Here is a 24,320-nt window from a genome sequence, read left to right as displayed (position 1 = left end):
TTGGCTAGTCACAGTTCTCGGCGATGTAGGCCTTGACCGCCTCGGCGTCGGCCGGCAGCTTGACGACGCGCTTGGGCAGCGCCTCGATGCCTTCGAACTTCTTCGGCCGCGCAGGCTCCTCGCCCAGCGCCTCGACCAGCGTGGCGGCGAACTTGATCGGCAGCGCGGTTTCGAGCACCACCATCGGCACGCCGGGTTCGAGCTGCTCGCGCGCGGCCTTGAGGCCGTCGGCGGTGTGCGGATCGACCAGCGTGGCAAAGCGCTTGTCGGTGTCGCGGATGGTGGCCAGGCGGTCGGCATGGGTGCTGCGGCCGCTTCGGAAGCCGAAGCGACCGGCGGCCTGCGCGAACGCGGGGTCGGCGCTCAGGTCGAAGCTGCCGTTCAGGCCCAGGTCGTCCACGAACAGCTGGCGCAGCCGGGCGGCGTCGCGCCCGACCAGGTCGAACACGAAGCGCTCGAAGTTGCTGGCCTTGCTGATGTCCATCGACGGACTCGACGTCTCGTGCGTATCGGCCGCAACGCGCACACGGTACACGCCAGTGCGGAAGAACTCGTCGAGCACGTCGTTCTCGTTGGTGGCAACCACCAGCGTGCGGATCGGCAGGCCCATCATGCGTGCCACGTGGCCCGCGCAGACATTGCCGAAGTTGCCCGACGGCACGGTGAAGCTCACGGGCTTGTCGTTGCTCGCGGTGGCCTGGAAGTAGCCGGCGAAGTAGTAGACGACCTGCGCCAGCAGGCGTGCCCAGTTGATCGAGTTGACCGTGCCGATGCGGTACTTGCGCTTGAACGCGAGGTCGTTCGACACGGCCTTGACGATGTCCTGGCAATCGTCGAACACGCCGGTAATGGCGATGTTGTGGATGTTGGCATCCTGCAGGCTGAACATCTGCGCCTGCTGGAACGGGCTCATGCGGCCGTCGGGCGAGGTCATGAAGACACGCACGCCCTTCTTGCCGCGCATGGCGTACTCGGCCGCGCTGCCGGTGTCGCCGCTGGTCGCGCCGAGGATGTTGAGCTCGGAGCCGCGACGGGCCAGTTCGTACTCGAACAGGTTGCCCAGCAGCTGCATCGCCATGTCCTTGAAGGCCAGCGTCGGGCCGTTGGACAGGGCTTCAAGGTACACGCCGTCTTCGAGCTCGCGCAACGGCACGATCTCGTCGGTGCCGAACACGTCGGCCGTGTAGGTCTTCGCGCAGATCGCCTTCAGGTCGGCGGCGGGAATGTCGTCGATGTAGAGCGAAAGAATCTCGAACGCCAGCTCGGCGTACGGCAGCGCACGCCACTTCGCGAGCGTGGCGGTATCGACCTGCGGGTACTGCTCGGGCAGGTAGAGGCCGCCATCGGGCGCGAGGCCTTCGAGGAGGATTTCGCAGAAGCGCTTGCGGTCGGGGTGGCCGCGGGTGCTCAGGTAGTTCACTTCAGCTCTTCCTTGCGGATGCGCACGATGGGTTCGAGCACGGTGGGCAGTGCCTGCAGTTCGGCCATGACGTCGTCGACGGTGCCTTCGCGCGCGTCGTGCGTGAGGATGATGAGGTCGGTCTGCGTGGAGCCTTCGCCGCCGACTTCATCGGCTTCGCGCTGCAGCACGGCGTCGATGCTGATGCCGGCGGTGGCGAGCAGGCCCGTGACCTTGGCAAGCACGCCGGCCTGGTCGGCCACGCGCAGGCGCAGGTAGTAGCTGGTGACGACCTCGGCCATCGGCAGCACCTTCAGGTCGCTCATCGCGTCCGGGTGGAACGCCAGGTGCGGCACGCGGTGCGCGGCGTCGGCCGTGTGCAGGCGGGTGATGTCGACCAGGTCGGCGATCACGGCGCTGGCGGTCGGCTCGCTGCCGGCGCCCTTGCCGTAGTACAGCGTGGTGCCCACGGCATCGCCGTGCACCACCACCGCGTTCATCGCGCCTTCGACGTTGGCCAGCAGGCGCTTGGACGGCACCAGCGACGGATGCACGCGCAGCTCGATGCCCTTGGCAGTGCGCTTGGTGACGCCCAGCAGCTTGATGCGGTAGCCGAGCTGCTCGGCATACCTGATGTCCTGCGCGGCGAGCTTGGTGATGCCCTCGATATGGGCCTTGTCGAACTGCACCGGAATGCCGAAGGCGATGGCGCTCATCAGCGTGACCTTGTGCCCGGCATCCACGCCTTCGATGTCGAAGGTCGGGTCTGCTTCGGCATAGCCGAGGCGTTGCGCCTCCTTCAGCACGGTCGCGAAGTCCAGGCCCTTGTCGCGCATCTCGGACAGGATGAAGTTGGTGGTGCCGTTGATGATGCCGGCCAGCCACTGGATGCTGTTGGCCGTGAGGCCTTCGCGCAGCGCCTTGATGATCGGGATGCCGCCGGCCACCGCGGCCTCGAAGGCCACCATCACGCCCTTGGCATGCGCGGCAGCGAAGATCTCGGTGCCGTGCACTGCGAGCAGCGCCTTGTTGGCGGTGACCACGTGCTTGCCGGCTGCAATGGCCTCGAGCACGAGCTGCTTCGCGATGCCGTAGCCGCCGATGAGCTCGATGACGATGTCGATGTCGGGGTTGGCGATGATCTCGCGCGCATCGGCAACCACCTTGACGCCCTCGCCGGCCACTTCGCGGGCACGGGCGGTGTCGAGGTCGGCCACCATCGTGATCTCGATGCCGCGGCCGGCACGGCGCTTGATTTCTTCCTGATTGCGTTGAAGCACCTTGAAGGTGCCGCTGCCGACCGTGCCTGCACCGAGCAGGCCTACTTGGATGGATTTCATTGGGAAAGTCGCACTCGTTGCGTTCATGGTTTGGATGGGGTGGCGGGCGGCGCGGCCACGACGCGGCTCACGTAGCGCGGCAGCGTCCAGGCGCCGCCGGGAAAGCCGCGGCACATGCCGTCGGCCGAAGCCGCCGTGCGCACGAAGCCCTTGCCGTCGAAGTGCCAGGTCTCGCTCGACCAGCAGTCGCCGATGCCGCGGCCCTTGAAGCCGGAAGTGACGCTGCCGTCCTTGTCGTCGAACTCGCCGTTGGCTTCGATCGACGCTGGCGCATACGGCGGCTTGTCGTTGGCGATCCAGAGCAGGCTCGAGTAGTTGTAGGCGCCCATGCCGCAGCCGAGGGACAGCAACACCTTCCTGTCGGTCAGGCGATGGACTTCCAGCGACTTGGCGCTCACGTCGTCGCCGTTGTTGCACTGCTCCTTGATCTCGTCCAGCTTCAGCGAGGGAAAGATGCGCGCGGCGAGAGCGTCGTCGCCGGGGCGCGCCTTGGCGGGCCGCACGGCATTCACGACCGGCAGCGGCACTGCTGCCGGCACGGACGACTCGGCCTTGCTTCCGCGGCGCACCAGCGCGCCCGGCGTGCCGACGCGGCCCTGGACTTCGTCCATCTTCAGCAGCACGGCATTGAGGCCCGAGAGCGACAGCGTCCACTTGCGCTTGCCGCTGTCGGCGAGCGTGGCTTCGTCGCCCTTGAGCAGCTCGGGCAGCACGATGCGGACCTGATTGTCTTCAAGGCTGGCGGAGCCGCCCTCGAGACCCGGCAGGGTCGCCTTTCCGACCTTGAAGCGCAGCGGGCCCTTGGCGTCTTCTTCGCCGCCGGTCTGCAGCTCGATATCGACCGTGGTGCCGGGGCCGGCCTTGCGGGTGATGAGCATCGACACCGGCTCGCCTTCGCCGCTCTCGGCCTGGTAGCCCGCGGCGCGGCAGGTGCGCGTGTTGTCGCAGGCCAGTTCCCAGTCGTTGTGGGAAAAGGAGACCGAATCCTTGTCGGCTGCGGCTGCAGGCGCGGCGGACAGCGCCGAAAGAAAGACCAGCGAGAACGCGGCGGCGACGGATGCAGGCTTCATGGACGCGTCTTGCGGCGCAAGCGGTACTGCTCGAGGAACCTGGCGATGCGGTTGATGGCCTCGCGCAGATCATCCTCATGAGGCAGGAACACGATGCGGAAGTGATCGGGCGTGGCCCAGTTGAAGCCGGTTCCCTGCACCAGCATCACGCGGGTTTCCTTCAGCAGCTCGAGGAAGAACTGGCGGTCGTCCTCGATCGGGTAGACCTCCGGGTCCAGCCTGGGGAACATGTACAGCGCGGCGCTGGGCTTGACGCAACTCACGCCGGGAATCGCCGTGATGAGTTCGTAGGCCAGGTCGCGCTGGCGACGCAGGCGACCGCCATCGCAGACCAGGTCGTTGATGCTCTGGTAGCCGCCAAGCGCAGTCTGGATGGCCCACTGCCCCGGCACGTTCGCGCACAGGCGCATGTTCGAGAGCATGTTCAGGCCCTCGATGTAGTCCTGCGCACTGCGCTTGTCGCCCGACACCACGAGCCAGCCGGCACGGTAGCCGCACGAGCGGTAGCTCTTGGAGAGCGAGTTGAACGTCAGCGTGAGCACGTCGGTCGACAGGCTGGCAATGGCGGTGTGCTTGACGCCGTCGTACAGCACCTTGTCGTAGACCTCGTCGGCGAAGATCACCAGGCCGTGCTCGCGCGCGATGGCCACGATGCTCTTGAGCAACTCGTCGGAATAGAGCGCGCCGGTCGGGTTGTTCGGGTTGATGACCACGATGCCCTTGGTGCGCGGAGTGATCTTGGCGCGGATGTCGTCGAGGTTTGGCATCCAGCCGTTGGCCTCGTCGCACAGGTAGTGCACCGGCGTGCCGCCCGACAGGCTGGTGGAGGCCGTCCACAGCGGGTAGTCGGGCGCGGGGAGCAGCAGTTCGTCGCCGTCGTTGAGCAGCGCGTTGGTCGACATGGCGATGAGTTCGCTGGCGCCGTTGCCGAGGTAGATGTCGTCGAGCGTGACGCCCACCACACCCTGCTTCTGCGTCTCGTGCATCACCGCCTTGCGCGCGGCGAAGACGCCCTTGCTGTCGGAGTAACCGGCCGAGGTGGGCAGGTTGCGGATCATGTCCTGCTGGATTTCCTCGGGGGCATCGAAACCGAACACGGCGAGGTTGCCGATGTTGAGCTTGATGATCTTCTGGCCGTCCTCTTCCATCTGCTTGGCGGCGTCCATGATGGGACCGCGGATGTCGTAGAGGACGTTGGCCAGCTTGGCCGATTTCTTGAGCTGCTTCAAAGGGCCCTCCCGGGCTCGGGTTAACGGGTTGCTTACTCGGAGTTACAGGCCCTGCATGCTGCGCTTGCAGCGCCTGCAGAAAGCCCTTGCGGGCCTCGTGCCACTAGGGAAAACCTATAATTTGACCACAGTTCCCAGTGCACAGATGAAGCTCCAGCCCGACAAATCCGACGCTCAATCACTCACCGCGCACGGCCCGGGATGGGTAGCGATCAACAACGAAAAGGTCGAAGGCAGCGTGGTCGTCGGCTCGCGCGGCGAGCGTTTTTCCTGGGATTGTTCGAGCTTCGATCAGCTCGGCGCCGAACATTTCGCACAGTTGGCCTCACTGGGCGCCGAATTGATCATCTTCGGTAGCGGAAGCCGCATCCGCTTTCCACAACCCGCGTGGATCAGGCCACTGATGGCCCAACGCACCGGCGTGGAAACCATGGACACCGCTGCCGCGTGCCGGACCTACAACATTCTGGCCGGCGAAGGCCGCCACGTCATCGCAGCCCTGCTCGTCGAGAGTCCGGCAGGCTGAGGGCGCGGGAGGTCGTTTTCGGGGTAAAATAGCAGGTTGCGAACAGGCCCGCTACCCCAAAGTTAGCAACGACCAATCCTTCATTCTTCGAGCAAGCCCCGTCGGAAAACGGAGCGAGAGGGCTCGTAGAACGGAATCTAACGGAGAAAACAAGTTTCATGGCGATCGTTGTCAACAAACCCATTCCTGAATTCGACGCCAACGCCACGGGCGGCCTCAAGGTCTCGAATACCTCGCATCTCGGCCACGTGCTGGTCATGTACTTTTACCCGAAAGATAACACTCCGGGCTGCACCACCGAAGCGATGCAATTCCGTGATCGCTACAAGGACTTCGAAAAGGCAGGCGCCACCGTCTTCGGCGTGTCGCGCGACAACATGAAGTCGCACGACGAGTTCAAGGCCAAGCTCGAACTTCCCTTCGAACTCATCGCCGACACAGAAGAAAAGATGTGCCACATGTTCGGCGTGGTCAAGAACAAGATCATGTACGGCAAGAAGGTCAAGGGCATCGAGCGCAGCACCTTCCTCATTGGCGCGGACGGCATCCTGAAGGCTGAGTGGCGTGGACTCAAGGTCCCCGGCCATGTCGACGACGTGCTCAAGGCCGTCAAGGCCCTCAAGAGGGCCGCCTGACGGCCACGGTGGGCGTTGTGCTCGCCGCAGGGTCAGCCCTGCTTCTGCGCCGCGTGGGGAATGCCCAACGCAGCGCGTAAAGAGCAGACGGCCCGTCATCCGGGGTGTGCATAATGGCCTCATGCCGTTGAGCTCCACGACCGCATTCCCCGAACAAAGCCGCCTTGGTCTTCAGGCGGCTTTTTCGTTTTCTGGTTCCTACTTTCTGCGAGCGATCTGACACATGCCATTGCCTCCCGCCCCTACGAAACGCGCTGCATTGCTCTCGCCGGACGCGCTCGACGCGCCAGCCCGGTCCTCGCAGAGGGGCTCGCGCCGGTCCGGCGAACAGCGGTCCGGCGAAGCCGATTCGCGTGGCCCGCAGCCGCTGGAACTGTTCGACAACCTTGGCACCGAAGGCGGTGGCGAACCGGCACGTACGGCGCGCCGGACCAAGGCGAAACCTGCTCCGGCCCCGGCGCCGGTAAGCGCGCCGCAGCAACAACCTGCTGCCATTCAAATCGAGACGCGGGTTCCCGCAGCCTCCCCTGCTCCGTACATCCCGGAACCTGCCGCGGCACCGCAGCCACCCGCACGACCGAAGCGCAGCAAGTCCGGCGGCCCCGCCAAGCTGTTCGTGCTCGACACCAACGTGCTGCTGCATGATCCGATGTGTCTGTTCCGCTTCGAGGAACACGACATCTTCCTGCCGATGATCGTGCTGGAAGAGCTCGACGGCCACAAGAAAGGCACGACCGAAGTCGCGCGCAACGGCCGGCAGACCAGCCGCACGCTCGACGCACTGGCCGCCGCGCAGGACGCCGACATCGACAAGGGCCTGAAGCTCGACACCACCGGTCACCGCGAAGCCGGCGGCCGGCTGTTCTTTCAGACCGCCCCGCTCGACTACTCGCTGCCGGTCAGCCTGCCCCAGGGCAAGGCCGACAACCAGATCCTCGGCGTGGTGCAGGCGCTGCGCGACGAATACGCCAAGGACAAGCCGGGTCGCGCCAGGCGCGAGGTGGTGCTGGTGTCGAAGGACATCAACATGCGCGTCAAGGCGCGCGCGCTGGGCCTTGCTGCCGACGATTACCAGAACGACAAGACGCTGGAAGACGGCGACCTGCTCTACGCCGGCTCGCTCGCGCTGCCCGCCGACTTCTGGACGCGCCAGAGCAAGACCGTCGAAAGCTGGCAGAGCGGCAGCAACACCTTCTACCGGATCAGCGGGCCGCTGGTGCCCAACCTGTACATCAACCAGTTCGTGTACTTCGAAGCACCCGGCGAACCGAGCATGTATGCGCGCGTCACCGAGATCCGCGACAAGACCGCGGTGCTCAAGACGCTCAAGGACTACAGCTCGGGCAAGAACGCCGTGTGGGGCGTGAACACCCGCAACCGCGAGCAGAACTTCGCGATGAACCTGCTGATGGATCCGGAGATCGACTTCGTCACGCTGACCGGCACTGCCGGCACCGGCAAGACGCTCATGGCGCTGGCTTCGGGTCTCACGCAGGTGCTCGACGACCGGCGCTACACCGAGATCATCATGACCCGCGCCACCGTGAGCGTCGGTGAAGACATCGGCTTCCTGCCCGGTACCGAGGAGGAAAAGATGGGCCCGTGGATGGGCGCGCTCGACGACAACCTCGAGTTCCTGGCCAAGGGCGATGGCGGCGGCGCCGGCGAGTGGGGCCGCGCGGCCACCAACGAGCTCATCCGCAGCCGCATCAAGGTCAAGAGCATGAACTTCATGCGCGGGCGCACCTTCCTCAACAAGTACGTGATCATCGACGAGGCGCAGAACCTCACGCCCAAGCAGATGAAGACGCTGATCACCCGTGCCGGCCCCGGCACCAAGATCATCTGCATGGGCAACCTCGCGCAGATCGATACGCCGTACCTCACGGAAGGCTCGTCGGGCCTCACCTTCGCGGTCGACAAGTTCAAGGGCTGGCCGCACGGCGGCCACATCACGCTCGCACGCGGCGAACGCTCGCGGCTCGCCGACTTCGCCAGCGACGTGCTCTGACGCCTGCCGGCCTGGCCCGGCAACAAGATGGCAAGAAGCCCGCGCGCTCTCCGGAGCAGCGCGGGCTTTTTTTCGCATGCGTTGACAGGCTCCTGACAAGACGTTGTCAGGAGCCGGCTCGCACCATCGAGGCTCCTTCAACGACGCAAAGAAAGAGAGCTTCCATGTACAAGCAGAACGCCATCAGCTGGTTCGAGATTCCGGTCGCCGACCTCGACCGAGCCCAGGCTTTCTACGAAACCGTGCTCGGCCGCAAGCTGCGCCGCGAGACCCTCGGCGGCGACGCGCTCGCCATTTTTCCCTACGACGATCCCGCCACGGGCGGTGCGCTGCAGGCTGGCGCGAAAGCCAGCGCGCCTTCCGGCACGGGCATCCGCATCTACCTCGATTGCATGCCCAGCATCGACGCCGTGCTCGCACGCATCGAAGGAGCCGGCGGCCGGATCGTGGCGCCGAAGTCGGCGTTGCCGCCCGGCATGGGCTTCATCGCCCACATGCGCGACACCGAAGGCAATGAGGTCGGTCTGCACGCGCTCGACTGACGCCATCGCCATGACGCAGCGCAACTGGATCGCCGTGGCCAGCGCCGAACATGCGCGGCGCGGCCGCGACCACCGGCCGCTCGGCTTCATGCAGGTGGGCCATGGCAAGCATTCGCCGCTCAAGCGGCTCTCGAGCGGCGACCGGGTGATCTACTACTCGCCCGCCATCGTGTTCAGCGGCACCGACAAGCTGCGCAGTTTCGTCTCGATCGGCATCGTGCAGCCAGGCGCGCCCTATGAGGCCGAGATGGGCAATGGCTTCGTGGCGTGGCGGCGCGACGTGGCCTACCTGGCAGCGCACGAAACACCGATCGCGCCGCTGATCGAACGCCTCGCCTTCATCGAGAACCCGAAGCAATGGGGCTACAGGTTCCGCTTCGGCATGTTCGACATCGGCAACGACGACTTGAAATTGATCGCCCAGGCCATGTCGGCGGATTTGAAGACACTCGAACTCTGAACAGAAGGACACTCGACCCATGGAACCCATTCGCCAGCACCGGGACGCCTTCCACGTCGCGGGCCTCACGGTCCGCACCACCAATCTGGAAGAAAACACGCCCGCCACGGCGCGCCTCGGCTCGCTGTGGAACCGCTTCTTCGATGAGCAGGTCTACGCATCGACGCCGCATCGCAACGGCGATACCCGCATCTACGGCGTCTATTCGGCCTACGAGTCCGACGCCTCCGGTGCTTTCGACGTGACGGCCGGCGTTGCCGTGTCGAGCGGCGAGGATTGCGTGGCCATCGAGGCCGGCGACTACCTGGTCTTCGACGGCCAGGGAGAAATGCCGCACATGGTCATCGCCACCTGGCAACGCATCTGGCAGTATTTCGAGGCGCATCCGGAAGTCGCGCGCCGCTACCGCAGCGATTTCGAGGCCTACGAGGGCCCGGACAAGGTGGCGATCCACATCGGAGTCGCATGAGCCCAAAGAAGAGCTGGCGCGACAGGCTGGCCGGCTACCCTCACCTGCCCGACGTCAAGGAGATTCCCCTGGCCATGCGGCCGAAGCATGGCGAAGGCACGATCGCCACGCCGTCGCCGCGCGAAGTGGAAGCGGCGATGCGCAGCATTTCCGAAGGCCGGCTCGCCACCGTGATGGGCATCGGTGCAGACATTGCCGAGCGCCACCACGCCACCATCGGCTGCACAGTGACCACGGCGATATTCGCGCACTTGATCGCGCATGCCGCCGAGGAAACGCCGGCGCCGCCAGGCGGCAGGACGCCCTGGTGGCGCACGCTCAAGATCGGCGGCGAACTCAACGCGAACTATCCAGGCGGCATCGAGGCACAGATGTCGAGGCTCGAGGCCGAGGGACATACGGTCGTGCAACGCGGCAAACGCTACTTCGTCGAAGATTTCGCGAACAAGAAGCTCGCGAAAATCCGCTGATGCGCCGCGCCGACCGCCTCTTCCAGCTCGTGCAGCTCATCCGCGGCCGCCGGCTGACCACGGCGGCGTTCCTGGCACAGCGTCTCGAGGTGTCCGAGCGAACGGTGTACCGCGACGTCGCCGACCTCCAGCACCAGGGCGTGCCGATCGAAGGCGAAGCCGGCGTGGGCTACCGGTTGGGCGCGGGCTTCGAATTGCCGCCGCTGATGTTCACGCAGGACGAGGCCTCGGCGCTCGTGGCCGCGGCGCGGCTGGCGCAGAGCTGGGTCGACCCCGCTCTGGCGCGCGACATCGAGACCGGGCTCGGCAAGATCCTCTCGGTGCTGCCGCCGGCAGCGCGCGTGTCGGCCGAGGCACTGGCGCTGTATGCGCCGGCACTGGGCCTGGACCATGCGCTGCGCACGCGATTGCAGGCGTTGCGCGAGTCCGTGCAGTCGCACAACAAGCTGCGGCTGCAATACCGAGACGTGTCGGGCGACGCCAGCGAGCGCACGGTGCGGCCCCTCGGATGCTTCTATTGGGGCAAGGTCTGGACGCTGTCGACATGGTGCGAGCTGCGCAACGACTTCAGGGGCTTTCGCCTCGACCGCATGGAAGCGATCGAGGTGCTGCCGGAGCGGTTCCGCGACGAAGCCGGCAAGACGCTGGCCGACATGCTTCGACAGTTGAAGGCCGAGACGGCCAATGGCAAGGTCGTGCCGCAGAACCCTGGCGACACGCCGCCGTGGTCCGGCGGCAGCGCCAGCTGAGACGGCTCAGTATTCGTCGTTGTTGCTGTAGCCGACCAGGTTCTCGAACTTGGTGAGCGGCTTCAGGAAGGCCAGCTTGATGGTGCCGGTGGGGCCGTTACGGTGCTTGCTGATGATAACCTCGGCCACGCCCGGCTCCTTCGACTCCTTGTTGTAGTAATCGTCGCGGTAGATGAACATGATGATGTCCGCGTCCTGCTCGATGGCGCCGGACTCGCGCAGGTCGCTCATCATGGGGCGCTTGTCGGTGCGGCTCTCGACGCCACGGCTGAGCTGCGACAGCGCGATCACCGGGCACTTCAGCTCCTTCGCCAGCATCTTCAGGCCGCGGGATATCTCGCCCACGGCCGTGGCGCGGTTCTCGTCCCCCGAGGTGCTGGTCGACATGAGCTGCAGGTAGTCGACCACGATCAGGCCGAGCCGGCCATATTGGCGCGCAAGACGGCGCGCATTGGCGCGCAGCTCGCTGGTCGAGAGGCCTGGCGTCTCGTCGATGTGCAGCGACACCGTGCGCAGCTTCTCGATCGCCTCGGTCAGGCGCGGCCACTCCTCGTCGCTGAGCTTGCCGGTCCGCAGGTGGCCTTGGTCGATGCGGCCGATAGAGCCCACGATACGCACCGCCAGCTGGGCGGCACCCATTTCCATCGAGAACACCGCCACCGGCAGGCCCTCGTCGAGTGCCACGTGCTCGGCGATGTTGATCGCGAGCGAGGTCTTCCCCATCGAAGGACGCGCGGCCAGCACGATCATGTCGCCGGGCTGCAGGCCCGAGGTCATCTTGTCGAAGTCGTGGAAGCCGGTGCGCACCCCCGTGATGTCGTTCGGGTTCTCGGCCATTTCGGTCACGCGGTCGAGCAGCTCGACCACCAGGGCGTCCATGCTCTGGAAGCCCTGCTTCATCCGCGTGCCTTCCTCGCCGATGTTGAAGATCTTCTGTTCAGCCTCGTCCAGGATCTTGTCAACGGCCTTGCCCTGCGGATTGAAGGCGTTGGTGGCGATCTCGTCGCTCGCGGACACCAGCTTGCGCAGGATCGAACGCTCGCGCACGATTTCCGCGTAGCGCCGGATGTTGCTCGCGCTGGGCACGTACTGCGCCAGCGAGTTCAGGTAGACCAGGCCGCCGATCTCGTCGGCCTTGCCAAGGTTCTGCAACTGCTCGTAGACCGTGATCACGTCGGCCGGCTTGCTGGCATTGATCAGCCCGCCGATGGCCGCGTAGATCAGCTTGTGTTCGTGCCGGTAGAAGTCGCCATCGACCAGCAGGTCGCCCATGCGGTCCCAGGCGCCGTTGTCGAGCAGCAGGCCACCGAGCACGCTCGATTCGGCCTCGATGGAGTGAGGCGGAATGCGGAGTTGGGCAACCTGGCGATCGGCCGACGGGTCATTGTCGGCATAGGAAAAAACGGCGGACATGGACTTCCCTTGCAACCCTGCATGCTAAGCCGCGCACGCGCGCGCGTGTGTGGACAAGGCTGTGAATAAACAGTGATCTTCCGGTGCAATCGGCTGAACAACCCATGCATCGGGAAAGAAAAAAGAAAAGCCGCCCGAAGGCGGCTTTTGCTGCAGCGCATCGAAGCGCCGAGAACGATCAGGCGGTTTCGCCGTAGACCGTCACGGTGATGTCGACCACCACGTCGGTGTGCAGGGCCACGCTCACGGTGCTGTCGCCAACGACCTTGATCGGACCGTTCGGCAGGCGCACTTGCGACTTGGCAACCTTGTAGCCTTGCTTGCCCAGTTCTTCGGAGATGTCGCCGTTGGTGACCGAGCCGAACAGACGACCGTCGACGCCAGCCTTTTGCGTCAGCTTGATGGTCGTGCCACCGAGCTTTTCGCCTTGCGCTTGCGACTCGGCCAGCTTGGCGGCCGCAGCCTTTTCGAGTTCGGCGCGCTTGGCTTCGAACTCGGCCTTGTTGGCAGCGGTAGCGCGGCGGGCGCGGCCCGAGGGGATCAGGAAGTTGCGTGCGTAGCCGTCCTTGACCTTGACGATATCGCCCAGGGCGCCGACGTTGAGAACCTTGTCCAGAAGAATGATTTGCATGCTGTCGGCTCCTTAGACGCGGTGCTGGTCGCTGTACGGCACCATGGCCAGGAAGCGCGCGCGCTTGATGGCGGTGTTCAGCTGACGCTGGTAGATCGCGCGCGTGCCGGTCAGGCGCGCGGGAATGATCTTGCCGTTTTCGCTGATGAAGTCACGCAGCGTGTCGATGTCCTTGTAGTCGATCTCTTCGACGCCGGCGACGGTGAAGCGGCAGAAACGCTTGCGCTTGAACAGCAGCGACTGGGTGTTGCGCTTCGGGCGCTTGTCTTTGTTGAATTTCTTGAACGTGGCCATGATGGACCTCTCGAAAAATTAATCTTGCTGAAAGTCCTGCACATGCAGGACCGGATGCTTGCCGTTGCCCGGTGTCGCGAGAAAACCCTGAAATCGCCAGAGACTTCCCATCGACTGCCTCGCGAGCCGTTCGGCGATGGCGCCGAAGGCAACGGCCTTGAGGGCCGTCTTCACCTGCCTTGGTTTACCCGCCTCCTGCAGCGTCGACTCGTGTTCGAGCTTCAGGTCGATGGCGGGCAAGCCGGCTGGCGTGTATCGCAGGACCCCGAGTTCGGCAACGGAGGCTGTCAGCAGCAGCTGGTTGACCCCGGTTGCCGCAGCGGCGGCACTCACATCATCAGTTGTTGTTGGCGGCGTATTCGGCCTGCTGAGCCTTGCGGGCTTCTTCGCGCTCGACCGTCTTCATCATCGACGAAGGACCGGTGTCGGCCTTCTTCTTCTGGACGGTCAGGTGGCGCAGCACGGCGTCGTTGAACTTGAACGCGTGTTCCAGCTCGCCCATCACGGCTTGTTCAGCTTCGATGTTGACGCACAGGTAGTGAGCCTTGTTGAGCTTGTTGATCTGATAGGCCAGCTGACGGCGGCCCCAGTCTTCAACGCGGTGGATCTTGCCGCCGCCGGCCGTGATCAGGCCCTTGTAGCGCTCCAGCATGGCCGGAACTTGTTCGCTCTGATCCGGGTGGATCAGCAAAATGATTTCGTAGTGACGCATGGCACTCCTTGTGGATTCTTCCGAAGAAGAGGAAAAGCCACCTGCAGCGTCGGGCGCAGTGTGGCAAGGCAAAGCCGGCGATTATAGCCCTGTATTTGCCTGCCCGGCAAGCAGTCAGTCGTTGAGTGCCTTGTCGAGCGCCGCGGCCTTTTCCGGGCCGACGGCGGCACGGATTTTCGGCGCCAGCGCCACGAGGTCCTCGAAGCTGGCGGTGCCTTCGACCTGCAGGTTGAGCCGGAAGCCCATCAGGCCGAGGCTGCCGGTGAGTTGCGTGGCGATGGGATATGCGTCCTTGTAGCGCTGCTGCTTGCTGCGGGCGGACCCCGCTGGCGCCCCCGTGCTTGGAACCGGCTTGGCGGCGTCGGTAACGGGCGGCGTCTCCGGCGCGACAGGCTGTCCACCCAACGGCGCCAGCAAGCCCGACTCCACCATCTGCCCGACCTCTTCCGCGGTGATGCCCGTGCCCGCCGCAATCACGTCATCGACCGAACGCTTGCCGTCGAACAGGATGAACGCCGAGCGTTGCCGAGGCGTGAGCGGCACCGAACGGTCCTTGAGGACCTGCTGGCCGACGTCTGTCTTGACGAGAATCATGATGGTGTCCCCCGCGAGCTGCCGGGATGTGCCCCGTTAAGACACAAGTTTGACACCGGAAACGCATTTTGTTTCATTGACACCAGCCTGACGCGGGAAATCCCCCCGTGGGGATTCCCGCAATCTGTCGCGCGGCGGGCACATCGCCCGCCTGGACCTTCAGGCTCAGCGCTTGGCGAGCTGCTGCCAGGTGTCGATCACGCTGTCGGGGTTCAGTGAGATCGATTCGATGCCCTGTTCCGCCAGCCACAGCGCGAAGTCCGGGTGGTCGCTGGGGCCCTGGCCGCAGATGCCGACGTACTTGCCCTGCGACTTGCAAGCCTTGATGGCGCGGCTGAGCATGGCCTTCACGGCCGGGTCGCGCTCGTCGAAGTCGGCCGCCAGCAGCTCGAGACCCGAGTCGCGGTCCAGGCCCAGCGTGAGCTGGGTCAGATCGTTCGAGCCGATCGAGAAGCCGTCGAAGTACTGCAGGAACTCGTCCGCCAGGATGGCGTTGCTCGGCACCTCGCACATCATGATCAGCTTGAGTTCGTTCTCGCCGCGCTTCAGGCCGTGCTCGCCGAGCAGTCCGGTCACGCGCTCGGCCTGGCCCAGCGTGCGCACGAAGGGCACCATGATCTGCACATTGGTCAGGCCCATGTCGTTGCGCACGCGCTTGAGCGCCTCGCATTCCATGGCGAAGGCCTCGCCGAAGTCGGCGCTCAGGTAGCGCGCCGCACCGCGGAAGCCGAGCATCGGGTTCTCTTCTTCCGGCTCGTAGCGGCTGCCGCCGATCAGCTTGCGGTATTCGTTCGACTTGAAGTCCGACAGGCGCACGATCACCGGCTTGGGCCAGAACGCGGCGGCGATGGTCGCGATGCCCTCGGCCACCTTGTCGACGTAGAACGCGCGCGGCGACGCATGGCCACGGGCCACCGATTCGACGGCCTTCTTCAGGTCGTTGTCGACGTTCGGATAGTCGAGGATCGCCTTCGGGTGCACGCCGATGTTGTTGTTGATGATGAACTCCAGCCGGGCCAGGCCTACGCCGTGGTTCGGCAGCTGCGCGAAGTCGAACGCCAGCTGCGGGTTGCCCACGTTCATCATGATCTTGAGGTCGATCTCGGGCATCACGCCGCGCTGCACTTCGGTGACTTCTGTCTCGAGCAGGCCGTCGTAGATGAAGCCGGTGTCGCCCTCTGCGCAGCTCACCGTCACCAGCGTGCCGTCCTTCAGGAGGTCGGTGGCGTCGCCGCAGCCGACCACGGCCGGAATGCCGAGCTCACGCGCGATGATGGCCGCGTGGCAGGTGCGCCCGCCGCGGTTGGTGACGATGGCGGCGGCGCGCTTCATCACCGGTTCCCAGTTGGGGTCGGTCATGTCGGTGACGAGCACGTCGCCGGCCTGCACCTTGTCCATTTCGCTGATGCTGTGCACCAGGCGCACGGGGCCGGTGCCGATCTTCTGGCCGATGGCGCGGCCTTCGGCCAGCACGGCTCCCTTGCCCAGCAGCTTGTAGCGCTGTTCGGCCTTGCCCTGCTGCTGGCTCTTCACGGTCTCGGGACGCGCCTGGAGGATGTACAGATGGCCGTCGGTGCCGTCCTTGCCCCACTCGATGTCCATCGGGCGGCCGTAGTGCTCCTCGATCACCAGCGCGTACTTGGCGAGTTGCTCGACGTCGGCGTCGGTCAGCGAGTAGCGGTTGCGCTGCTCGGCCTTGACGTCGGTGGTTTTCACCAGCTTCCCGCTCGCCTTTTTCTCTTCAGGCGTGGCGAATTCCATCTGGATCAGCTTGGAGCCGAGGTTGCGGCGGATCACGGCCTTCTTGCCGGCCTTCAGCGTCGGCTTGTGCACGTAGAACTCGTCGGGATTGACGGCGCCCTGCACCACCGTTTCGCCGAGGCCGTAGCTCGAGGTGATGAACACCACGTCCTCGAAGCCCGACTCGGTGTCGATGGTGAACATCACGCCGGCCGCGCCGAGGTCGGAGCGCACCATGCGCTGCACGCCGGCCGACAGCGCGACCACGTCGTGCGCGAAGCCCTTGTGCACGCGGTAGCTGATGGCGCGGTCGTTGTACAGGGAGGCGAAGACCTCCTTCATCTTGTGCAGCACGTCTTCGATGCCGACGACGTTCAGGAAGGTCTCCTGCTGGCCGGCGAAGGAAGCGTCGGGCAGGTCTTCGGCGGTGGCCGAGGAACGCACGGCGAACGAAGCGGCGGGGTTGCCGGCGCTGAGCGTGGCGAAAGCGTCGGCGATGGCCTTCTGCAGGTCGGCGGGGAAAGGCTGAGCCTCGACCATGGCCCGGATTTCGGCGCCGGCGGCGGCCAGCGCGCGCACGTCTTCGGTGTCGAGCGCGGCCAGGCGCTTGCTGATCTTGTCGGCCAGGCCGTCGTGCGCCAGGAACTGGCGGAATGCGTGGGCCGTGGTTGCGAAACCGGTGGGCACCCGCACGCCCTGCGGCAGCTGCGAAATCATTTCGCCGAGGCTGGCGTTCTTGCCGCCGACCGACTCGACGTCGGTCATCCTCAGGTTTTCAAACGGTACGACCAGGGCGGTCGCGTCGAAAAGTGCAGACATGGGAAAGCTCCAGAAGTTGAAACCGGTGCTGCATGCAGACGGCGCGGCACGATCGTTGTCGTTGCTTTGGGTGCGGGCGCGGTGTGCATGGAAAGAATGGGAGGTGGGAAAGCGGATTCCCGATAATGGGCCGGATTGTAGGCGTGGCAGGCCCGCACGCGCCGCAGGACAAGGCCGCAAGAACCCAGACCATGCACACACGCACCGTTTTCTTCATTTCCGACGGCACCGGCATCACCGCCGAAACATTCGGCAACGCCGTACTCGCCCAGTTCGAGATGAAGCCGCGCCATGTGCGCCTGCCCTTCACGGACACGGTCGACAAGGCCCACCAGGCCGTGCGGCAGATCAACCACATCGCGGAACTCGAGGGCGTGCGCCCCATCGTCTTCACCACGCTGGCCAACATGGACGTGCTGGAGGTGATCGAGACTGGCTGCAAGGGCATGCTGCTGGACATGTTCGGCACGTTCGTGCGGCCGCTCGAGATCGAGTTGGCCATGAAGTCCAACCATCGCATCGGCCGTTTCAGCGACGTCAGCAAGAGCAAGGAATACAACGACCGCATCGCCGCGATCGACTTCAGCCTGCAGCACGACGACGGCCAAAGCAACCGCGACCTCGAGGGCGCCGACGTGATCCTGGTGGGCGTCAGCCGCAGCGGCAAGACGCCGACGTCGCTCTACCTAGCGATGCAGCACGGCCTGAAGGCAGCCAACTATCCGCTGATTCCGGAAGACTTCGACCGCCGGCAGCTGCCGCCGGCGCTCAGCCCGCACCGCAAGAAGATCTTCGGCCTGACCATCCAGCCCGAGCGGCTCAGCGAGATCCGCAACGAGCGCCGGCCGAACTCGCGCTATGCCAGCCTCGAGAACTGCCGCCACGAGGTGAGCGAGGCCGAAGCGATGATGCGGCGCGCAGGCATCCGCTGGCTCTCGACCACCACGAAGTCGATCGAGGAAATCGCGACGACGATCCTGCAGGAACTGCGCCCGGAGCGGCTGAACTACTGAAGTCGCTACTTTTTCGATAGCACACCACGCACGCCGGACGTGCGTAGTGCGTCGAAATTACCCGAACAGGTACTGCACCGTGCCGTCCGCGCTGGTCACGGGTTGGCATGGCGTGCGCCACACCCGCTCGATCAACGCCGGCTGCAGCACCTCGGCCGCCGGCCCTTGCACCGGGCCGCCGGCATCGCCGCCCAGCACGACCACCTCGTCGGCATAGCGCCGCGCCAGGTTCAGGTCGTGCAGCACGGCCACCACGCCCACGCCCCGCCCCGCCCACTCGCGCAGCAGGCGCATGGCGGAATGCTGGTGCGCGAGGTCGAGCGCCGCGGTGGGTTCGTCGAGCAGCAGCCAGCGGCTTGCGCCATCGGGCCGGGAATGCCAGAGCTGGGCCAGCGCCCGCGCCATGTGGGCGCGCGATTTCTCGCCCCCCGACAGCGTGTTGAGCACGCGCCCCGCCAGCGCCGACACGTCGGTGAGCGCCATGGCCTCCTCGACGATCGCGTCCTCGTCGCGCCCCGGCGCGCGGCGGTGCGGATAGCGGCCCAGCGCCACGATCTCCTGCGCCGTGAAGTCGAAGGCGACCGCGCTTTCCTGCGGCATCAGCGCGCGGCGCAGCGCCAGCGCGGGCATGCCGTGCGCCTCGAGCGGGCGGCCGTCGAGCGTCACCCTGCCCTGCGTCGGCGCGCGCTGGCCGGCCAGCACCGACAGCAGCGTCGACTTGCCGGCCCCGTTCGGCCCGAGGATGGCCGTCACGCGGCCGGCGGCGAGCTCGACCGTCGCGTCGGCGAGCAGCGTCTTCTCGCCGATGCGCACCGCGACACCGGCGCACGACAACGCCATCGGATCGCGCGGCGTGCTCATCGCACTGGCCGTCATATGCGCCCCCTGAACCGCCGCAGCATCCACAGGAACATCGGCACGCCGATGAAGGCCGTGAGCACGCCCAACGGCAATTCGGCAGGCGCCATCGCCGTGCGCGCCACGGTATCGGCACAGAGCACCAGTGCCGCGCCCAGCAGCGCGGAAGCCGGCAACACCACGCGGTGATCGGGCCCTGCCACCATCCGCACCCAGTGCGGCGCGATCAGCCCGATGAAGCCGATGATCCCGGTCGTCGCCGTCACCGCCCCCACGGCCACGGCCGTGACGACGATGGCCCGGCGCTTGATGCGTTCGACGTCCACGCCGAGCAGCGCCGCCTGCGCCTCGCCCAGCGCGATGGCGTTGAGCGGCGCGGCCAGCGAGCGCGCCGCCACGCAGGCCGCCAGAACGGCCGCGGCCACCAGCAGCACGGCGCTCCAGCGCGCACCGCCCAGGCTGCCGAGCAGCCAGAACTGCAGGCTGCGCAGTTGTTCGTCGGTGGCCATCACGCTGAGAAAGCCGAGCCCAGCGCCCGCCAGCGCGTTGACGGCGATGCCCGCCAACAGCATCAGCGCCATGCGCGTGCCGCCTTCGCTGCGCGACAGGCCGTAGATCAACAAGGTCACACACAGCCCGCCGCCGAAGGCCATCAGCACCAGCGTCCAGCTGCCGAGCGTGCGCGGAAGCGACGGCCAGAGCGAGGCGCCCAGGACGATCGTCACGCCCGCCGCCAGCGCGGCGCCGCTGCTGATCCCCACCAGCCCCGGATCGGCCAGTGGATTGCGAAAGAGCCCTGCATCAGCGTGCCCGCCATGCCCAACCCTGCCCCGGCCGCCACCCCAGTAGCAGGCGCGGCAGCCGGATGTTGAGGAACACGAGGTGCTCGGGCGACTTGTCGGCCCCCTGCCCCAGCGTGGTCAGTACGTTCCAGAGCTGCGACAGGCTGATGGCATAGGCGCCCGACACCGCGCCGAGCACGATGGCCGCGACGAGCAGCAGCGCGCTGCCGCCCAGCACGGCGCGTGCGGAAAACCGCTGGCTCATGCCAATGCTGCCGCGAATTTCTCGTGCAGGTCGGCAATGGAAGCCGGCGTGCGCGGGCCGAAGCCCAGCAGCAGCAACGCGTCCTGCGTGATCAGGCTGCGCTTCCTGAACGCCGGCGTGAGCGCCAGTTCGGGGCGCTGCCAGAACCTGTCGCCGCCGCCGTGGGCCTCGATGCTCTGCGTGCTCGTGAGGATGATGTCGGGCGCGGCGCTCGCCATGGCTTCCGCCGTCATGGGTCGGTAGCCCTGGAAGCCGCCGAGCGCGTTGATGCCGCCGGCAAAGCCGATCACCGCGTGCGCGGCGGTCTTCTCGCCCGAAACCTGCGGGCTCGCACTGTGCGACAGCACGAACAGCACGCGCGGCTTGCGCCCCTTGAACGCCGCCACGCGCTGCTGCACCTGCGCCCATTCGGCATCGAGCTTCGCCTGCAGCTCGCGCGCCTGCGCCTCGCGCGCGGCGGCGCGGCCCACGGCCTGCACCTTGCGCTGCACTTCGCCCCAGCTATGGTCGGCTTCGATGATCTCGACCTTCACGCCGGCGCTGCGGACCTGGTCGAGCACCACGGACGGGCCCGACTCGTTGGTGGCGATGATCGCGTCGGGCTTGAGCGACAGCAGGCCTTCAGCCGACAGCTGACGCATGTAGCCCACCTTGGGCGTGGCACGCGCGGCGGCCGGATACAGGCTGGTGGTGTCGGTGCCCACCAGTTGCCCTTCGGCGTCCAGCAGGTAGACCACCTCGGTGATCGCGCCGCTCACGGTCACGAGCTTCGGCAGCTTCGGCTCCTGCGCGAACAGCGGCAGCGCGGCAGCGCCCAACGACGAGGCGCCCAGCAGGCGCAGCACGTCGCGCCGGTGAAAACGGATGTGCATGGCGCGGCGTCCGTTCATGCCTTGCCCGCCGCAGGCTGCAGGCGCGGCAGCTGGCCCACGATGTTGCGCCATTCCTCGCGTTCGGGCGTGCCAGGCTTGCGCGCGCCGAAGAACATCGCCATCAGTTCGCCGGTCTGGTCGAAGGCCTCGACCGAGGTCACCACGCCGTCGCTGGTCGGCTTCTCCACGATCCACACGCCGGCGATGCGGTCTTCCCGCATGTGCAGGTTGAAGCCGGGGTCGAGCACGTTGAGCCAGCGCATCGGCACGGCGTTGTCGCCATGGCCCTTCATTTCCATCGGCTCGATGCGCACCACCGGGCCGGAGTGGATCTGGATGCAGCCCGGGCTGCCGACGAACACCATGATCGGCGTGCCGTCGAAAGCGGCTTCCTGCAGCAGGCCCTGGACCGCTCCGATTTCGGCGCGCTGCGTGAATTCGCCCTCGGTCAGGCGAAAGCTCTGCTGGCGCTCTACGCCGAACTTGTTGAGCAAGCCGAAGAATTCGTGCGTGTCCTGCATGGCGCGCCAGGCTTCGGCGAGGCCTGCGGTGTCGATGGCGCCGTCGTCGCGGGGGGCCGCCTTGTCTTCCGGCGGCAGGAACTGCACCGGCTCGTCCGCGGCCGTGTAGGTGTCGATGACCGACTGGAACGCATCGCGGTCAGTGGCGTCGCGCACGAAGATCTTGTGCACCGCCACTCCCTGGGCGTTGAAGAACTGCAGGCTCAACGACGGCGGCACGCCCGCATTGGCCGCTGCCTCGCTGACCGCGAAGCCCGCGTGCCAGCGGCTGAAGAACAGGCGCAGGTCGATGGCCTCGCCCAATGCGAGCCCCATCATCTCGCTGCCCGAGACCTTCTCGTAGACCCCGGTCTTCTCGTGCACCGTGGTCTCGTTGCGCGTGAGCGCGAGCACCGGGCCGCACAGCTCGAGTGCCTGCAGCAATTCGACCCAGGGACCGCGCAGCCGCGTGGCGCGCAGGGCCTTGTCGTGCGTGCCGGAATGCGCGGCCACGGCCGCGCCCTCGGACAGGCCCATTGCCGCAGCGGCGTCCTTGTGGCGCATGCCCTTGGCACGCAATGCGGCGAATCGGTCGCGGATGTCTTCGGCGGTCATCGGGATTCCTTGTCGTGAAGTTGGCAATGCGCGCGGCGTCAGAAGTCCGCCACGAGCGACACGTTGAAACTGCGGCCCGGCTGGGAGTAGGCATCGCGAAGGGTCGAGGCCGAGGTCAGGCCGCGCACGTCGCTCCACATCCAGTAGCGCTTGTTGGTCAGGTTGGTCACCGAGGCATTCAGGCGCAGGTCCTTGCGGATGCGCCACTGTGCGCTCAGGTCGAAGGTGGTGGCCGCGGGCGTCTGGAACTGGGTGCCGCCGGTGACCTCTGTGGCGTCGATGTCGGACCACTTCTTGCGCGAGTGGTTCACCGCGCTCAGGCTCACGTTCCACACCGGCGCCTGGTACTTGATGCCCACGCTGGCTTTCGTCGGGTCGATCGAGTTCAGCGGCCGGTTGTTGGTGCGGTCGCGTCCGCGCGTCCGGCCGTAGGCGAAGGGCACGGAGAAGCCGTTGCCGTTGTCGGTGAAGTCGAGCTCGCCCTTGATCTCGAAGCCGCTGATGCGCGCACGGCCGATGTTCACCGACTGGAAGGTCGCCGGGTTGGTGCGCGAGCCGAACACGCCGCCCACCTGGCGGTCGTTCTCGATCAGGTCCTTGTAGTCGCCGGAGAAGGCGGCCACGTCGAAGCTCAGGATGCCGGTTCGGCCGCGCAGGCCGAGCTCGACGTTCTGGCTCTTCTCGGGCTTGAGGTTCGGGTTGGGAATGGTCCTGTAGCCCGAGATCACGTTCTCGAAGAAGTTGTTCACCTGGAACGCGTTCGGCGCCTTGAAGCCCGAGGCGTAGTTGCCGTACACGCTCCATTGCGGCGTGGCGCGGAACAGCACGCCCAGCTTGGGCGACACCGCGGAACCCGAGAGCGACACGGCCTGTGCGCCGAAGCCCGCCTGCTTGGCGTCGAGCGAGAAGTGGTCGAAGCGGATGCCCGGCGTGATGCTCCAGCGGTCATGGATGAACTCGTCCTGGATGTAGAACGCATACGAGGTCTCGCGCGTGTCCGGGAAGCGCTTGAGCGGATAGCTCTCGCCGGCCGGCGGCACCAGGCCCGTCTGCAGGTTCTCGACATTGGTGCGCGTGTAGTCGAGGCCGTAGGTGATCTTCTGCGCCCAGTCGCCCATGCGCACCGTCTTGTCGGCCTGCAGGCCCAGTTGCCAGGTGCTTTCGTCGTAGGTGACGTCGCGCGTGCGGTCGGCGGCGGTGTAGCGGTCTTCATAGATGAACTCGCGCGACTTCGCCTGCTGGTAGCTCACCACGGCGAGCAGGCTGTCGGCCATGACGGAATCGAGGCGCAGGCGGCCGTCGTAGGTGAAGCGATGGCGCTGCAGGTCGGTATTGGCGTTCAGGCCGATGACCGAGGTGGAAGCGTACGGCGGCTTCGCCACGCCCGACAGCAGGTTGTAGCGCGCGGTCTTGTCGACATGCTCGAAGGTGAAGCCGTGACGCTGGCCGGCATTGGGCGTGAGGATGACCTTGGCCAGGAGCGCCTTGTTGCGGTCGCGCTCGGGGTTGGGCGCCGTGCGGTCGACGTTGGCCGCGTAGTTGGTGCCCATGTTCTCGAGCGCGCTGGAACGGCCCATGTTGGCCGAGATGAGCCACTGCAGCGTGTCGTTGGCCTTGCCGGCGAGCGTCACGCCGCCGTGCGTGCCGTTGTCGTCGCCGCTGTAGCCGATGTTCGCGCTGCCGCCGAAGGTCTTGCCGTCGCGCAGGAACGACTGCGGGTCGCGGGTGATGAAGTTGACCAGGCCCGCGAGGCCGTCGGAGCCGTAGAGTGCCGACGCCGGGCCCTTGATGATCTCGATGCGCTCGATCAGGCTGATGTCGAAGTAGTCGCGGCCGAAGGCGTTGGCGTTGAAGACGTAGCTGCGCGGCGTGCGGATGCCGTCGGTCAGCATCAGCACCCGGTTGCCGTCGAGGCCGCGGATGTTGAAGCCCGCGTTGCCGTCACGGCCTGTGCTGCCTTGCGCCAGGCCGAAGCGCGCGGGCGCGCGCTTGACCGATACGTTGGGCAGATCGCGCACCGCGTCGCGGATTTCGGTGATCTGCTTCGACTCGATCTCGTCGCGGGTGATGACCTCGGTGCTCACCGCCAGGTCGTCCCTGGACTGCTCGGAGCGCGATCCGCTCACCACCACTTCGTTGAGTGCCGCGACGCGCTGTGCCCACGAGGGGGCCGCAATGCCGAGGCCCGAGACGATCAGGAACGGCAGGAGAGCAAGGCGGAAAGCGGGATGAGGGTTGTTTTGGGCGGCCACGAAAAGGTCCAGGAAACAGTTGAGAAACTGCTTGCTGGACCTTCGAGCGCAGGAGCCTGC

At 66.1% G+C, this 24,320-nt stretch carries 24 protein-coding genes and 1 pseudogene; 9 read left to right on the top strand and 16 right to left on the bottom strand.

What is annotated here, in order from left to right:
- Positions 1–4: 4 nt before the first annotated feature.
- From thrC to AACL56_RS12405, 4 genes are read right to left on the bottom strand one after another with little or no spacing between them, the layout of a single operon-like run.
- Positions 5–1,420, bottom strand: a complete 1,416-nt coding sequence (gene thrC, locus AACL56_RS12420) for a threonine synthase (protein WP_339090121.1) — start codon at positions 1,418–1,420, stop codon at positions 5–7.
- Positions 1,417–2,739 carry a homoserine dehydrogenase gene (locus AACL56_RS12415; protein ID WP_339090120.1) on the bottom strand — a complete coding sequence of 441 codons (1,323 nt, stop codon included), beginning with the start codon at positions 2,737–2,739 and terminating at the stop codon, positions 1,417–1,419. Before AACL56_RS12415 ends, thrC begins: the two co-directional genes overlap by 4 nt.
- A gap of 23 nt (positions 2,740–2,762) precedes the next feature.
- Positions 2,763–3,809, bottom strand: coding sequence for a DUF1176 domain-containing protein (locus AACL56_RS12410; RefSeq protein WP_339090119.1), 1,047 nt, complete (start codon positions 3,807–3,809; stop codon positions 2,763–2,765).
- Positions 3,806–5,038, bottom strand: a complete 1,233-nt coding sequence (locus tag AACL56_RS12405; protein WP_339090118.1) for a pyridoxal phosphate-dependent aminotransferase — start codon at positions 5,036–5,038, stop codon at positions 3,806–3,808. The genes AACL56_RS12410 and AACL56_RS12405 overlap by 4 nt, the downstream gene beginning before the upstream one ends.
- A gap of 145 nt (positions 5,039–5,183) precedes the next feature.
- Between AACL56_RS12405 and AACL56_RS12400 the strand changes: the two genes are divergently transcribed.
- The 8 genes from AACL56_RS12400 (at position 5,184) to AACL56_RS12365 (ending at position 10,900) form a co-directional block, all read left to right on the top strand.
- Positions 5,184–5,564, top strand: coding sequence for an Mth938-like domain-containing protein (locus tag AACL56_RS12400; protein WP_339092860.1), 381 nt, complete (start codon positions 5,184–5,186; stop codon positions 5,562–5,564).
- 158 nt (positions 5,565–5,722) lie between these two features.
- A complete protein-coding gene (locus AACL56_RS12395) occupies positions 5,723–6,199 on the top strand; it encodes a peroxiredoxin (protein ID WP_339090117.1) in 477 nt (158 codons plus the stop codon).
- Between the two features lie 223 nt (positions 6,200–6,422).
- Positions 6,423–8,210: a PhoH family protein gene (locus tag AACL56_RS12390; protein WP_339090116.1), complete on the top strand. Its 1,788-nt coding sequence runs from the start codon at positions 6,423–6,425 to the stop codon at positions 8,208–8,210.
- A 164-nt stretch (positions 8,211–8,374) separates the two neighbouring features.
- Entirely contained in the window at positions 8,375–8,752 is a 378-nt protein-coding gene (locus tag AACL56_RS12385; protein WP_339090115.1) for a VOC family protein, read from the top strand.
- Positions 8,753–8,762: 10 nt separating this feature from the next.
- A complete protein-coding gene (locus AACL56_RS12380; protein ID WP_339090114.1) occupies positions 8,763–9,212 on the top strand; it encodes an EVE domain-containing protein in 450 nt (149 codons plus the stop codon).
- A gap of 19 nt (positions 9,213–9,231) precedes the next feature.
- A complete protein-coding gene (locus tag AACL56_RS12375) occupies positions 9,232–9,681 on the top strand; it encodes a GyrI-like domain-containing protein (protein ID WP_339090113.1) in 450 nt (149 codons plus the stop codon).
- The gene (locus AACL56_RS12370; protein ID WP_339090112.1) at positions 9,678–10,151 is read left to right on the top strand and encodes a 6-O-methylguanine DNA methyltransferase; all 474 of its coding nucleotides are present in this window, start codon (positions 9,678–9,680) and stop codon (positions 10,149–10,151) included. Before AACL56_RS12375 ends, AACL56_RS12370 begins: the two co-directional genes overlap by 4 nt.
- Positions 10,151–10,900: a helix-turn-helix transcriptional regulator gene (locus AACL56_RS12365; protein WP_339090111.1), complete on the top strand. Its 750-nt coding sequence runs from the start codon at positions 10,151–10,153 to the stop codon at positions 10,898–10,900. Before AACL56_RS12370 ends, AACL56_RS12365 begins: the two co-directional genes overlap by 1 nt.
- 6 nt (positions 10,901–10,906) lie before the next feature.
- On the opposite strand, the gene dnaB is transcribed toward AACL56_RS12365, so the two are convergent.
- The 7 genes from dnaB to ppsA all read right to left on the bottom strand — a co-directional run bounded on the left by dnaB (position 10,907) and on the right by ppsA (position 17,103).
- A complete protein-coding gene (dnaB, locus tag AACL56_RS12360; RefSeq protein ID WP_339090110.1) occupies positions 10,907–12,313 on the bottom strand; it encodes a replicative DNA helicase in 1,407 nt (468 codons plus the stop codon).
- Positions 12,314–12,491: 178 nt separating this feature from the next.
- On the bottom strand, positions 12,492–12,944 hold the full coding sequence (gene rplI, locus AACL56_RS12355) for a 50S ribosomal protein L9 (RefSeq protein WP_339090109.1): 453 nt from the start codon (positions 12,942–12,944) through the stop codon (positions 12,492–12,494).
- Between the two features lie 12 nt (positions 12,945–12,956).
- Positions 12,957–13,238, bottom strand: a complete 282-nt coding sequence (gene rpsR / locus AACL56_RS12350) for a 30S ribosomal protein S18 (protein WP_007830781.1) — start codon at positions 13,236–13,238, stop codon at positions 12,957–12,959.
- 18 nt (positions 13,239–13,256) lie between these two features.
- Positions 13,257–13,571: a primosomal replication protein N gene (priB, locus tag AACL56_RS12345; RefSeq protein WP_339090108.1), complete on the bottom strand. Its 315-nt coding sequence runs from the start codon at positions 13,569–13,571 to the stop codon at positions 13,257–13,259.
- 4 nt (positions 13,572–13,575) lie between these two features.
- Complete coding sequence (gene rpsF / locus AACL56_RS12340) at positions 13,576–13,950, bottom strand: 30S ribosomal protein S6 (RefSeq protein WP_093125029.1); 375 nt, start codon at positions 13,948–13,950, stop codon at positions 13,576–13,578.
- Positions 13,951–14,064: 114 nt separating this feature from the next.
- Positions 14,065–14,544 (bottom strand): hypothetical protein, encoded by a 480-nt coding sequence (locus AACL56_RS12335; RefSeq protein ID WP_339090107.1) that lies wholly within the window; start codon positions 14,542–14,544, stop codon positions 14,065–14,067.
- 165 nt (positions 14,545–14,709) lie between these two features.
- Positions 14,710–17,103 (bottom strand): phosphoenolpyruvate synthase, encoded by a 2,394-nt coding sequence (ppsA, locus tag AACL56_RS12330; RefSeq protein WP_339090106.1) that lies wholly within the window; start codon positions 17,101–17,103, stop codon positions 14,710–14,712.
- Between the two features lie 191 nt (positions 17,104–17,294).
- Between ppsA and ppsR the strand changes: the two genes are divergently transcribed.
- On the top strand, positions 17,295–18,116 hold the full coding sequence (gene ppsR / locus AACL56_RS12325) for a posphoenolpyruvate synthetase regulatory kinase/phosphorylase PpsR (protein WP_339090105.1): 822 nt from the start codon (positions 17,295–17,297) through the stop codon (positions 18,114–18,116).
- A 57-nt stretch (positions 18,117–18,173) separates the two neighbouring features.
- On the opposite strand, the gene AACL56_RS12320 is transcribed toward ppsR, so the two are convergent.
- The 5 genes and pseudogenes from AACL56_RS12320 to AACL56_RS12300 all read right to left on the bottom strand — a co-directional run bounded on the left by AACL56_RS12320 (position 18,174) and on the right by AACL56_RS12300 (position 24,260).
- Complete coding sequence (locus tag AACL56_RS12320; protein WP_339090104.1) at positions 18,174–18,977, bottom strand: heme ABC transporter ATP-binding protein; 804 nt, start codon at positions 18,975–18,977, stop codon at positions 18,174–18,176.
- Positions 18,978–18,988: 11 nt separating this feature from the next.
- Positions 18,989–20,021 (bottom strand): annotated as a pseudogene (locus AACL56_RS12315) (FecCD family ABC transporter permease).
- Complete coding sequence (locus tag AACL56_RS12310; RefSeq protein WP_339090103.1) at positions 20,018–20,893, bottom strand: heme/hemin ABC transporter substrate-binding protein; 876 nt, start codon at positions 20,891–20,893, stop codon at positions 20,018–20,020. Before AACL56_RS12310 ends, AACL56_RS12315 begins: the two are co-directional and overlap by 4 nt.
- A gap of 14 nt (positions 20,894–20,907) precedes the next feature.
- Positions 20,908–22,008, bottom strand: coding sequence for a hemin-degrading factor (locus AACL56_RS12305; protein WP_339090102.1), 1,101 nt, complete (start codon positions 22,006–22,008; stop codon positions 20,908–20,910).
- Between the two features lie 38 nt (positions 22,009–22,046).
- Positions 22,047–24,260: a TonB-dependent hemoglobin/transferrin/lactoferrin family receptor gene (locus AACL56_RS12300; RefSeq protein WP_339090101.1), complete on the bottom strand. Its 2,214-nt coding sequence runs from the start codon at positions 24,258–24,260 to the stop codon at positions 22,047–22,049.
- Between the last annotated feature and the right edge of the window lie 60 nt (positions 24,261–24,320).

The organism is Variovorax paradoxus (assembly GCF_902712855.1).
GTDB classification, from domain to species: Bacteria; Pseudomonadota; Gammaproteobacteria; order Burkholderiales; family Burkholderiaceae_C; genus Variovorax; species Variovorax paradoxus_Q.
The sequence above is the reverse complement of the archived record's forward strand: the minus strand, read 5'-3'. Positions and strand labels throughout refer to the sequence as shown.